Source organism: Acidiphilium sp. PM (genome assembly GCF_000219295.1).
GTDB lineage: Bacteria > Pseudomonadota > Alphaproteobacteria > Acetobacterales > Acetobacteraceae > Acidiphilium > Acidiphilium multivorum.
Window position 1 is genome coordinate 1 of sequence record NZ_AFPR01000557.1, and the last position, 12,687, is coordinate 12,687.

Sequence of the window (12,687 nt, forward strand, 5' to 3'; positions counted from 1 at the left end):
GCCAAACCTTCGCCCTCGCCCTCCCACACTGGAAAGACGCCACCGCCCGCATCGTCCCCGCAATCCTCGCGCAGGACGAAACACCGTGATCACCATCCTCCTCTCCACCTTCAACGGAACGCGCTTCCTCCCCGAACAGCTCGCAAGCTTCGCAGCGCAGACCGACCAGGACTGGCGCCTCCTCTGGCGCGATGACGGATCCTCCGACTCCACGCGCGAGATCATGGCCAGCTTCGCCGCAGGCCTCGGCGCCGGCCGCTGCGTCGAGGTGGCGCATTCCGGCTTCCATCTCGGCGCCGGCCAGAGCTTCCTCGCCCTGCTCGCCGAGGCGGGGGACGCCGAACTCATCGCCTTCGCCGACCAGGACGATGTCTGGCTGCCGGAAAAACTCGCCCGCGCCCGCGCGGCGCTGCGCGGCCCGGGTGCGGGCGCGCGCCTCTACACCGCACGGCAATACCTGGTCGATGCCGCGCTGCAGGGCCGCAAGCTCTCCGCCCTGCCCGCCCGCAAGCCCGGCTTTCCCGCCTGCCTCACGCAGAACGTGGTCCACGGCAACACGGCGGTGATGAACCGCGCCGCCGCCGACATGGTCAACCGCATCCCCGGCCCCTCCGGCACCGTGCATGACTGGTGGAGCTACATCGTCGTCAGCGCCTGCGGCGGCGCCATCACCATCGACCCCGAGCCCGTCGTCCTCTACCGCCAGCACAAGGACAACCTGATCGGCTCGCCGCGCACGACCGTGGCGCGCGCCCTCGGCGCGATCCGCCGCGGCCCCGACATCTTCATGACGATGATGCGACGCCATGTCCGCCAGCTCGAAGCGCATGGCGACCTGCTCACCGCCGCCGCCCGCGCCGATCTGGCGCGGATCTCCGCCGGGCTCGAGGGCGGCTTCGCGCCGCGCCTCAGCGCCATGCGCTGCCCCGGCCTGACGCGGCAGACGGTGCTGGAAAACCTGCTCTTCCGCCTCTGGTTCGTGCTCGGCTGATCCCGCCGCGGGTCAGGCCGCCGGCGTCTCCGCCGCCAGCGCCTCCACCCGCCAGCCGCCATCCCCGGTCAGCCGCAGCCGCCGCGCGTGGTAGCGGATGATGGTGGAGCGGTGCCCGACGCTGACCAGCGTCACCCCCGGCAGCTCGTCGAGCAGCGTGCGATACATCCGCGCCTCGTAATCCTCGTCGAGCGACGAGGTCGCCTCGTCCAGGATCACCACCTCCGGCCGCAGCAGCACGCAGCGCGCGAAGCCGATCCGCTGCTGTTCGCCGAGCGACAGTTCGCGGTCCCAGGCCTGCTCGGCCTCCAGCCGCCCGGCGAGATGCCCGAGCCCGACCCGCTCCAGCATCGCCGCGACGCGCGCCGGCTCCAGCGCCTCGCCATAGGGGAAGGCGATGCTCTCGATCAGCTTTCCGTTCGGCAGATAGGGCCGCTGCGGCACGAACAGCACCCGGCCGGCGGGCATCGTCACCCGCCCCTCGCCGAACGGCCAGATCCCCGCGATCGCGCGCACCAGCGTGCTCTTGCCCGACCCGGTCGGCCCGCTGATCAGCACCCGCTCGCCCGGCCCGATCGCGATGTCCAGCCCTTCCAGCAGCTTCCGCCCGTCCGGCAGCGTCAGCGTCAGCCCCTCGATCGCGAGCCCCGCCTCGTCCCCGCGCGCATAGGCGATGCGCGGCGCCGTCGCCGCCGCGTGATGCCGCCGCAGGCTCACCTCCAGCGTGTAGAGACGGTCGACCACCGCGCGCCATTCGGTGATCGACAGATAGCCCTGCCCGATCGAGCTGAAATTGTTGAGGATGAACGCGAAGGCCTGCTGCGTCTGGCCGAACGCGTTGTTGGTCTGCGACACGGTGCCGATCAGGATCCGCTTGGCGAGATAGGACGGGATCACCAGGCCGAAGGCGAGCAGCCCGCCCAGCGTGTTGAACGAGAAGTTGAAGGTATTGACGAACACCGTCCGGTAGACCCGGCGGTAGAAGATCTCGACCACCGGCGCGAAGGTCCGCTTCAGCCGCGTCGCCTCCGCATCGCCGCTATGCGCGGTGGCGATCGCCTCGGAATTGTCCCGCACCCGGATCAGCTCGAAGCGGAAATTGCCCTGCGCCCGCTGCTGGATGTTGTTCAGCCAGAACAGCGGCTTGCCGATGAGCAGGATCAGCCAGGTCCCGCCGATCGCGTAGATCAGGTTCATCCACAGCAGCAGGCCGGGGATATACAGGCCGAACAGCCGCAGGTTGCGGCTCAGCAGCCACAGCATCACCGAGAACGAGACGATCGTCACCACCGATTGCAGCGCGCTCAGCGGCAGGTTCACCGTCTGCCCGGTGAAGAAGTCGATGTCGTCGGAGATGCGCTGGTCGGGATTGTCGATGCCGCGGTCGTCGAGCTGCATCCGGTAATGCGCCTCGCGGTCCATCCAGCCATCGACCATGTGCCCGGTCATCCAGCGCCGCCAGCGGATCTGGAAGATCTGCGCGAAATACTGGCTCGCGGTGTTGATCACCACGACCATCGCCGCCAGCCCGAGAAAGATGCCGAACAGCCGCCAGATCTCCGCCACGTCGTAGCGCTGCATCGCGTCGAAGAACGAGCCGTTCCAGACCGTCAGCGCATAGTTCATCGCCACGATCACCAGCACGGTGATGACGTTGACGGCCAGCAGCCCCCAGGCCGCCAGCCGCTGTTCCGAGCGAAAGAACGGCGTCGCCACATAGAGCAGGCGGTGAAAAAATCCGGTCCGGGCGAGGTCGTCGTCCATCTCTGTCTCCGCATCCACTTGTCGTCCCGCCCCCATATAGGCGCCGGCGCCGCAAGGCCAGCCGGGGCGGCGCCGCGATCCGCCGAACGCCCCGCCGCTCTCGCGCCATCGTGAGCGCGCCGGCCCGTCCCGCGGTTGAACATCGTGCCCCGGCTTCAAACTTCCCGAACATGACGCGCGTCCCTTCGGGCTTAATTATGCTTAACGGGCATGAATCAAAGCTGACTTGCCGATGCCGGGCGCGGGTCTTAAGACCGGGACCCGAACAGGAGGGATGACATGGCCAGTAGCGACACCGCCGGCAACGAGATTGCGCTGGAGCGCCAGAAGGCGGTCCTCGCCCGCCCGATGACCGAGACCCGCCGGCTTGCCAACGCCGTCCGCGCGCTCGCGATCGACGGCGTCGAGGCCGCGAAGTCCGGCCATCCCGGCATGCCGATGGGCATGGCCGATGTCGCGACGGTGCTGTGGACGAAGTTCATGAAGTTCGACGCGGCCGATCCCCACTGGCCCGACCGCGACCGCTTCATCCTCTCCGCCGGCCACGGCTCGATGCTGCTCTACGCGCTGCTGCACCTCACCGGCTACGAGGGCATGTCGATCGACGATCTGCGCCAGTTCCGCCAGCTCGGCGCCCGCGCCGCCGGCCATCCCGAGCGGATCGAGCATCCCGCCATCGAAATGACCACCGGCCCGCTCGGCCAGGGCATCTCCACGGCGACCGGCTTCGCCCTCGCCGAGCGCATGCTCGCCGCCCGCTTCGGCAAGGGCCTGGTCGATCACCGCACCTGGGTCATCGCCTCGGATGGCGACATGATGGAGGGCGTGTCCCACGAGGCCTGCGCCATCGCCGGCCATCTCGGCCTCGACAAGCTCACCGTCTTCTACGACGACAACTCGATCTCGATCGACGGCGGCACCGACATCGCGATGACCGACGACGTGCTGAAGCGCTTCGCCGGCTATGGCTGGGCCACCCGCCGGATCGACGGGCACGACCCCGAGCAGATCGAATCCGCCATCCGCTTCGCCCTGCGCAGCCGCAAGCCGACGCTGATCGCCTGCCGCACCATCATCGGCTTCGGCGCGCCGAAAAAGGCCGGCACCCCGGCCACCCACGGCTCGCCCCTCGGCGCCGACGAGGCCGCCGCCGCCAAGGCCCTGCTCGGCTGGACCGCGCCGCCCTTCACCGTGCCGGACGACATCCTCGCCCCCTGGCGCGCGGCCGGATCGCGCAGCGCCGGCGCCCACCGCGCCTGGACGAAGCGCCACGCGGCGAGCAACCAGCGCGCCGCCTTCGATGCCGCCCTCGCCGGCGACCTGCCGGCCGACTACACCGCCGCGATGGCCGCCCTGCGCGAGAAGATCGCCGCCGAGAAGCCCAACGTCGCCACCCGCCAGGCCAGCCAGATGGCGCTCGACGCCGTGGTGCCCGTGGTCCCCGAAATGGTCGGCGGCTCGGCCGACCTCACCCCCTCGAACAACACCTTCGTGAAGTCGATGGGCGTGTTCACGGCGAAGGACCACGCCGGCCGCTACATCCATTTCGGCGTGCGCGAGCACGGCATGGGCACGACGCTGAACGGCCTCGCCCTGCATGGCGGGCTGATCCCCTATGGCGGCACGTTCTTCATCTTCTCCGACTATTGCCGCCCCGCCATCCGCCTCGCCGCGCTGATGCGCATCCGCTCGATCTTCGTGCTCACCCACGATTCGATCGGCCTCGGCGAGGACGGGCCGACCCACCAGCCGGTCGAGCACCTCGCCTCGTTCCGCGCCATGCCCAACGTCCTCGTGCTGCGCCCCGGCGACGCGATGGAGACCGCCGAATGCTGGGACATCGCGCTGAAGCACAAGGACGGCCCGGTCCTGCTCGTGCTCAGCCGCCAGGCGATGCCGACCCTGCCGCGCGACCACGGCGCTGAAAACCTCTCCGCCCGCGGCGGCTATGTCGTCGCCCCGGCCGCGGGGCCGCGCCGCGCCACCATCCTCGCCACCGGCTCGGAAGTCGCCCTCGCGCTCAAGGCGCGCGAGATGCTGGCGGCGGAGGGAATCACCGTCGCCGTCGCCTCGGTGCCGAGCTTCGAACTGCTCGAACGCCAGGACCCCGGCTACCGCACCGAGGTGCTGGGCGAGGCTCCGCGCGTCGGCGTCGAGGCCGCGGTCGGCTTCGGCTGGGAACGCCTGCTCGGGGCCGACGGCACCTTCATCGGCATGCACGGCTTCGGCGCCAGCGCGCCCTACCAGAAGCTGTTCCAGCATTTCGGCATCACCGCCGAGGCGGTCGTTGCGGCGGTGAAGGCGAAGCTGTAATCCCGCCGCCAACACCACTACCGCCTCCGGCTCACCTGAACGTTTTCGAGGGAGACTTCTTCACATGACCGTCAAAGTCGCGATCAACGGATTCGGCCGCATCGGGCGCCTCGTGCTGCGCGCGATGATCGAGAGCGGGCGTTCCGACGTCGAATGCGTCCTGATCAACGACCTCGGAAGCGTCGAGGACAACGCCCACCTGCTCCGCTACGACTCGGTGCATGGCCGCTTCCCCGGCACGGTCGAGGTGAAGGGCGACAGCATCGTCATCACCAATGCCGGCCGCACCTACGCGCCGATCCGCGTCTCCGCCGAGCGCGACCCGGCGAAGGTGCCGATGCAGGGCGTCGACGTGGCGATGGAATGCACCGGCCTGTTCACCAAGCGCGACGCCGCGGCGAAGCTGATCGAGGCCGGCGCCCGCAAGGTCCTGGTCTCCGCCCCGGCCGACGGGGTGGACGCCACCATCGTCTACGGCGTGAACCACCACACGCTGACCAAGGACATGACGATCATCTCCAACGCCTCCTGCACCACCAACTGCCTCGCGCCGATGGCGATGGTGCTGCACGAGGCCTTCGGGATCGAGCGCGGCTACATGGTCACCATCCACTCCTACACCGGCGACCAGAAGACGGTGGACACCCTGCACAAGGACCGTCACCGCGCCCGCGCCGCCGCCCTCTCGATGATCCCGACCACCACGGGTGCGGCCCGCGCCGTCGGCCTCGTCCTGCCCGAGCTCAAGGGCAAGCTCGACGGCACCGCGATCCGCGTGCCCACCCCGAACGTCTCGCTCGTCTCGCTCGACGTGAACCTGAAGAAGCAGGCCAGCAAGGACGAGATCAACGCGGCGATGAAGGCGGCTTCCGAGGGCAAGCTCAAGGGCATTCTCGACTATTCGACCGAGGCCCTGGTCAGCGCCGACTTCAACCACGTCGCCTATTCCTGCAGCTTCGACGCGCCGCAGACCGCGGTGATCGACAACGCGCTCACCCGCGTCATGGGCTGGTACGACAATGAATGGGGCTTCTCGAACCGGATGAGCGACACCGCCGCCCTGTTCGGGTCGCTCTGATGGCGGACTGGCGCCCGCTCGACGGGGTCGATGTCAGGGGAAAGCGCGTCCTCGTGCGCGCCGACCTCAACGTCCCGCTACGCGACGGCCGGATCACCGACCTCACCCGCATCGAGCGCCTCTCGCCGACCATCGTCGAACTCGCCGGCAAGGGGGCGAAGGTGATCGTGCTCTCGCATTTCGACCGGCCGAAGGGCAAGGTCGTGCCGGACATGTCGCTCCGCCCGGTCGCCGCCGCGCTCGGCGCGGTGCTGCGCCGGCCCACCGCCTTCGCCGCTGACTGCATCGGCCCCGAGGCCGGGGCCGCCGTCGCCGCGATGGCGGAGGGCGACATCCTCGTGCTGGAGAACACCCGCTTCCATCCCGGCGAGGAGAGCAACGACCCTGCCCTGGCGAAGGCGATCGCCGCCAATGGCGACATCTTCGTCAACGACGCCTTCTCCGCCGCCCACCGCGCCCACGCCACCACCGAGGGTCTCGCCCATCTCCTGCCCGCCTATGCCGGCCGGCTGATGCAGGCCGAGCTCGCCGCCCTCGAAGCCGCGCTCAGCCACCCGAAGCGGCCGGTCGGCGCCATCGTCGGCGGCTCGAAAGTCTCCACCAAGCTCGACCTGCTGACCAACCTGATCACCAAGGTCGACCTGCTGGTGATCGGCGGCGCGATGGCGAACACCTTCCTCGCCGCCCAGGGCGCGGAACTCGGAAAGTCGCTGCAGGAACCCGCCCTGCACGACACCGCCCGCGCCATCGTCGAATCGGCGGCGACGCATGGCTGCCGCATCCTGCTGCCGTCGGATTTCGTGGTCAGCGAAACCTTTGCGCCGAACCCGCCCACCGAAACCGTGCCGGCGAACGCGGTGCCGGCGAACGCGATGGCGCTCGATGTCGGCCCCGCCACCACCGAGACGATCATCGCGGCGGTGAAGGAACTGAAGACGCTGATCTGGAACGGCCCGCTCGGCGCCTTCGAGACCCCGCCCTTCGACACCTCGACCATGCGCCTCGCCATCGCGGTGGCGGAAGCCACGGCCGGCGGGCTGATCTCGGTCGCCGGCGGCGGCGATACGGTGGCGGCGCTCCGCCTCGCCGGCGTCACCGACCGCCTGACCTACGTCTCCTCGGCCGGCGGCGCCTTCCTCGAATGGATGGAAGGCAAGACCCTGCCGGGCGTCGCAGCGCTCGCGCCGCGCTGATCCGCGCAACGCGCCACGCCAGAAGCCGCCGGTCCGGTCCCCCGGGCCGGCGGTTGCCGTTTCAGGAGGCGGTGCCGCCCACGGTCAGCCCGCCGATCAGGATGCTCGGCTGCCCCACGCCCACCGGCACGCCCTGCCCGTTCTTGCCGCAGGTGCCGATGCCGGGGTCGAGTTCGAGGTCGTTGCCGATCATCTCCACCCGGGTCAGCGCGTCCGGCCCGTTGCCGATCAGCGTCGCCCCCTTCACCGGCGCGCCGACCCGCCCATCCTCGATCATGTAGGCCTCCGAGGCGGTGAACACGAACTTGCCCGAGGTGATGTCCACCTGCCCGCCGCCGAAATTCGCCGCATAGATGCCGCGCTTCACCGAGCGGATCATGTCCTCCCGGCTCGCCTCGCCCTCCAGCATGATGGTGTTGGTCATCCGCGGCATCGGCAGATGCGCGTAGGACTGCCGCCGCCCGTTGCCCGTCGGCGCCATGCCCATCAGCCGCGCGTTCTGCCGGTCCTGCATGTAGCCGGTCAGGATGCCGTCCTCGATCAGCACGGTGCGCCCGCTCGGCGTCCCCTCGTCATCCACGCTGAGCGAGCCGCGCCGGTCGGGGATCGTGCCGTCATCGACCACGGTGACCCCCTTCGAGCCGACGCGCTTGCCCATCAGCCCGGCGAAGGCCGAGGTCTTCTTGCGGTTGAAATCGCCCTCCAGCCCATGGCCGATCGCCTCGTGGAGCAGAATGCCCGGCCAGCCCGCGCCCAGCACCACCGGCATCTCGCCCGCCGGCGCCGGCACGCTGTCGAGGTTCAGCGCCGCCTTGCGGATCGATTCGTCCACCGCCGCCCGCCAGAAGGCCGGCGCCGTCACGCCCTCATAGGTCGCGCGCCCGCCGGCGCCGTGGCCGCCCGATTCGCGCCGCCCGTCCTGCTCCATCACCACGGACACATGCAGCACCACCAGCGGCCGCACATCGGCCACGCGCACCCCATCCGCCCGCACGATCTCGACCACCTGCCACTCGCCGGCCAGGCTCGCCATCACCTGCACCACGCGCGGATCGGCGCCGCGGGCATAGGCGTCGATCTCGCCGAGCAGCGCCGCCCGCGCCGCGAAGGGCATCTCCGCCAGCGGATTATGCCCGGTATAGAGCCTGCGCGTCGCCGCCGCGGGGGCGACCGCCACAGTGCCGGCATCGCCCTGCCGCGCCGCCCGCAGCGTCTCCACCGCGCGCGCCAGGGCCGCGTCGGAAATCTCCCCGGCATGGGCATAGACCGCCGCCTCGCCGGTCACCGCGCGCAGGCCGAAGCCGCGCCGGCTGTCGAAATTCGCGTTGCGGATCCGCCCGTCATCCAGGCTCACCACCTCCGATTCGCGATATTCCAGGAACAGCTCGCCATCGTCGGCGGCCTCCAGCACGGGGGCGATGGCCCGCCGCGCCTCGATCACGTCGAGCCCGTCATTGCCGTGGAACAGCCGGTCGGCGGTGGCGAGCATGTCTTGCATCGTGTCGGACATCATTCAGCGGCCTTCATCTCATAGACGGGAAGCGGCACCGCCGCCGTGGCGCCGCGCAGCGCGTGGCGGCAGGCGATGCAGGCGGCGAGCAGCAGCACGGCGTTCAGCTCGTGCACATAGCCGAGTTCGGCCATGCCCGAGACCAGCGTGCTCATGCCCAGGATATATTGGAGCGAAACCAGCCCGGCCAAGAGCAGGAACAGGTCGCGCGCCTTCGCCCCCACCGGCGCGCGCAGCCCCATCGCCGCGGCAACGACGACGACGATCGCCGTCACCGTCGCCGCCACCCGGTGCTCGAACTGCACCGTCGCCTTGTTGGCGAGGAAATTGAGCCAGAGCGGGTGCATCGCCAGCGCGTGCGGCGGCAGCGCGTGCCCGTCCATCAGCGGAAACGTGTTGTACACCTTGAGCGCCCCGCTCGCCGCCACCAGCGCGCCGAGCCCGATCGTGGCGATGATCAGCCCGATCGAGACGCTCAGCAGCCCGCGCAGCCGGGCAAGACCCGGCAGAATCGCCGGCTCGGGGTTGCGCAGCGTCAGCGCCGTCCACAGCATGGCGGTGAAGATCAGCATCGCCAGCACGAAATGCGGCCCGAGATACAGCGGCGAGGGCTGCAGGATGCGGCTCGTCATGCCCTCATAGGTCATGTACCAGCCCATCGTCGCCTCGCCGGCGCCGAGCGCGAACAGGAACAGCAGCCAGGCGGTCAGCCGGTTCGAAATCCGCCCCCGCAGCCGGAAGACCGCCAGCGGCACCAGGAACACCACCGCCATCAGCCGCCCCCAGTCGCGGTCGAGGAACATCGGCAGGTAGAGCGACTGGAACTGCCCCAGCGTCATCTTCGGCTGCATCGCCTGATACTGCGCCGTCGCCTTGTAGAGGCCGAAGGCGCGCTCCCAGGCGGCATGGGTCAGCGGCGGGACGATGCCGGTGAAGGGCTGCCAGGTCTGGATCACGAACCCCGCGCCGATCGTCCGCGCATGGCCGCCGCCCACCACCATGCCGAAGATCATGAAGCAGATGACGAGCAGCCAGGTGCCAACCAGCCGGACCCCCCGCGCCGCCGCACCGCTCATGCCGGCCGCCCGCGCAGCTCGAACCAGGCCCACACCGCGGCCGCCAGCAGCAGCACCGCGTTGAGCTGGTGCACGATGCCGATATCGAGAATCTTGGAAACGAGCGTGGTCACGCCGAGAATATACTGCACGATCAGCAGCGCGCCCATCACCAGGAACGCATCGCGCGCCCGCGCCGGCAGGTCGGCGCGGATCGCCGCCACCACCGCCGCCAGCACGCCCACCGCCGCCACAGTGCCGAGCAGCCGGTGGTCGAACTGCGTCGCCGCCTTGTTGAGGAAGAAGTTCCTCCAGAACGGGTGCAGCGCTGCGTAATCCGGCGGCACCCAGCGCCCCTGCATCAGCGGGAAGGTGTTGTCGATCGTGTAGGCATGCGTGCCCGACAGGAACGTCCCCGCCACGATGGCGATCGAGATCAGCACGATCGAGCCCATCGCCATCCGCCGCGCCCCCGCATAGCGCGCGGCCTCCTCCGGCGGCAGCCGCGTCTCGGCCGGCTTCAGCACGGTCAGCGCGGTGGCGAACACGGCGATGGCGAGCAGGGTGGCGAAACAGTAATGCACCGAGAGCCGGAACACCGACACCTCGGTCAGCCCCGGCTGGAAGCCGGAGGCGACCATCCACCAGCCGATCAGCCCCTGCACCCCGCCCAGGATGAACAGCGTCACCAGCCAGGGCCGCAGCCGCCGCTCGATCCGCCCGGTCCAGAGGAACCAGACCAGCGGCACGCCGAAGTCGAAGCCGAGCAGCCGCCCCCACATCCGGTGGATCCATTCCGGCCAGAAGATCGCCTTGAACCCGGCGAGGTCCATGCCGCGATTGAGCTCCTTGTATTGCGGAATCGTCTTGTAGAGCGCGAACATCCGCTCCCACGCCGCATGGGTCAGCGGCGGGATCACGCCCGAGACCGGCTGCCACGCCATGATCGACAGGCCGGCGTTCATGTTCTGCACATAGGCGCCGATCCCGAACATCTCGACGATCAGCGCGAAGCTGACGAACAGCCAGATCGCGACCATCCGCCGGCTTTCCGGGCTCGCCGCCCGCGCCTCGCCCGCCGCCGTCCTGCCGCCGATACCCGCCACCGATTGCGATGCCATCAGTCCAAATCCCGACTCTGCCGATCCTGCCCCCCGATTTGCACCCGAAACCCCGCTTGTAAACCCGCGCGCCCGCCCACCTTGTTCCATCGAGCAATCTTGACCTCGCGCCCCAGTTGCGCCATCTGATCGTCGAGCGGGACAGACACGCCCGCCGCTTCCGGCCCGCAACGGGCCCCTCCACAATTCTCCGCACCCGCCCGTCCCTTTTTCCGAACGGGCTCATCCTGTCCCGGATTCTCCATGAAGCTCGCCGAACTCAAGGCCAAATCCCCCACCGACCTGCTCAGCCTCGCCGAGGAGCTTCAGGTCGAAAACGCGTCGTCGCTGCGCAAGCAGGACATGATGTTCGCCATTCTCAAGGCCTATGCCGAGAACGACCAGGCGATCCATGGCGACGGCACGCTGGAAACCCTGCCCGACGGGTTCGGCTTCCTGCGCAGCCCGCAGAGCAACTACCTCCCCGGCCCGGACGACATCTACGTCTCCCCCGCGCAGATCCGCCGCTTCGGCCTGCGCACCGGCGACACCGTCGCCGGCGAGATCCGCGCGCCCAAGGAAGGCGAGCGCTATTTCTCGCTGCAGAAGGTCGACACGATCAATTTCGAGGCGCCGGACGCGGTGCGCCACCGCATCAATTTCGACAACCTCACCCCGCTCTATCCCAACCAGCGCCTGCAGATGGAGATCGAGGACGCGCCGCCGCCGCCCAAGGGCCAGCAGAAGGACTACACGGCCCGGGTGATGGATCTCATCGCCCCGATCGGCAAGGGCCAGCGCGCCCTCATCGTCGCCCCGCCGCGCACCGGCAAGACGGTGATGCTGCAGAGCATCGCCACCTCGATCTCGGCCAACCACCCCGAGGCCTTCCTCATCGTCCTGCTGATCGACGAGCGCCCCGAGGAAGTGACCGACATGGCCCGCACCGTGAAGGGCGAGGTCGTCGCCTCCACCTTCGACGAGCCGGCCACCCGCCACGTCCAGGTCACCGAGATGGTGCTGGAAAAGGCCAAGCGCCTCGTCGAGCACAAGCGCGACGTGGTGATCCTGCTCGACTCGATCACCCGCCTCGCCCGCGCCTACAACGCGGTCGTCCCCTCCTCGGGCAAGGTGCTCACCGGCGGCGTCGACGCCAACGCCCTGCAGAAGCCGAAGCGCTTCTTCGGCGCCGCGCGCAACATCGAGGAAGGCGGCTCGCTGACCATCATCGCCACCGCGCTGATCGACACCGGCAGCCGCATGGACGAGGTGATCTTCGAGGAGTTCAAGGGCACCGGCAACTCCGAGCTCATCCTCGACCGCAAGCTCTCCGACAAGCGCACCTTCCCGGCGATCGACATCACCAAGTCCGGCACCCGCAAGGAGGAGCTGCTGGTCGAGCGCGCGACCCTGTCGAAAATGTGGGTGCTGCGCCGCATCCTCAACCCGATGGGCCCGGGCGAGGCCATGGACTTCCTGCTCGACAAGCTCAAATACAGCAAGACCAACAACGACTTCTTCGAGGCCATGAACACCTGACCATGTCGCCCTACGCGCTGCCGCTGGCCGAACTGGCGCTCGCCAACTTCATCGGCATGATCAGCCCCGGCCCGGCCTTCCTGCTGGTCAGCCGGGCGGCGGCGGGGCGCGGCAGGGCGGCGGGCTTCGGCCTCAGCCTCGGCG

9 protein-coding genes are annotated in these 12,687 nt (G+C 69.4%); 5 read left to right on the forward strand and 4 right to left on the reverse strand.

Annotation, left to right across the window (positions count from 1 at the left end):
• Positions 1 to 85 precede the first annotated feature (85 nt).
• Complete coding sequence (locus APM_RS18040; protein WP_007424835.1) at positions 86 to 991, forward strand: glycosyltransferase; 906 nt, start codon at positions 86 to 88, stop codon at positions 989 to 991.
• Between the two features lie 12 nt (positions 992 to 1,003).
• Here APM_RS18040 and APM_RS18045 read toward each other — a convergent pair whose 3' ends face one another.
• The gene (locus tag APM_RS18045) at positions 1,004 to 2,755 is read right to left on the reverse strand and encodes an ABC transporter ATP-binding protein/permease (RefSeq protein ID WP_007424836.1); all 1,752 of its coding nucleotides are present in this window, start codon (positions 2,753 to 2,755) and stop codon (positions 1,004 to 1,006) included.
• Between the two features lie 279 nt (positions 2,756 to 3,034).
• Here APM_RS18045 and tkt point away from each other — a divergent pair, with 279 nt between their 5' ends.
• The 3 genes from tkt to APM_RS18060 all read left to right on the forward strand — a co-directional run bounded on the left by tkt (position 3,035) and on the right by APM_RS18060 (position 7,339).
• A complete protein-coding gene (gene tkt / locus APM_RS18050) occupies positions 3,035 to 5,068 on the forward strand; it encodes a transketolase (RefSeq protein WP_007424837.1) in 2,034 nt (677 codons plus the stop codon).
• Between the two features lie 64 nt (positions 5,069 to 5,132).
• Positions 5,133 to 6,146: a type I glyceraldehyde-3-phosphate dehydrogenase gene (gene gap / locus APM_RS18055; RefSeq protein WP_007424838.1), complete on the forward strand. Its 1,014-nt coding sequence runs from the start codon at positions 5,133 to 5,135 to the stop codon at positions 6,144 to 6,146.
• Positions 6,146 to 7,339, forward strand: coding sequence for a phosphoglycerate kinase (locus APM_RS18060; RefSeq protein ID WP_007424839.1), 1,194 nt, complete (start codon positions 6,146 to 6,148; stop codon positions 7,337 to 7,339). Before gap ends, APM_RS18060 begins: the two co-directional genes overlap by 1 nt.
• Before the next feature lie 61 nt (positions 7,340 to 7,400).
• Here APM_RS18060 and tldD read toward each other — a convergent pair whose 3' ends face one another.
• From tldD to APM_RS18075, 3 genes are read right to left on the reverse strand one after another with little or no spacing between them, the layout of a single operon-like run.
• Positions 7,401 to 8,852: a metalloprotease TldD gene (gene tldD / locus APM_RS18065; protein ID WP_007424840.1), complete on the reverse strand. Its 1,452-nt coding sequence runs from the start codon at positions 8,850 to 8,852 to the stop codon at positions 7,401 to 7,403.
• Positions 8,849 to 9,925 carry a COX15/CtaA family protein gene (locus APM_RS18070; RefSeq protein ID WP_007424842.1) on the reverse strand — a complete coding sequence of 359 codons (1,077 nt, stop codon included), beginning with the start codon at positions 9,923 to 9,925 and terminating at the stop codon, positions 8,849 to 8,851. Before APM_RS18070 ends, tldD begins: the two co-directional genes overlap by 4 nt.
• Positions 9,922 to 11,025 (reverse strand): COX15/CtaA family protein, encoded by a 1,104-nt coding sequence (locus APM_RS18075; RefSeq protein WP_007424841.1) that lies wholly within the window; start codon positions 11,023 to 11,025, stop codon positions 9,922 to 9,924. The genes APM_RS18070 and APM_RS18075 overlap by 4 nt, the downstream gene beginning before the upstream one ends.
• 243 nt (positions 11,026 to 11,268) lie before the next feature.
• Here APM_RS18075 and rho point away from each other — a divergent pair, with 243 nt between their 5' ends.
• Complete coding sequence (gene rho, locus APM_RS18085) at positions 11,269 to 12,543, forward strand: transcription termination factor Rho (protein WP_007424843.1); 1,275 nt, start codon at positions 11,269 to 11,271, stop codon at positions 12,541 to 12,543.
• The last annotated feature ends 144 nt before the right edge of the window (positions 12,544 to 12,687 follow it).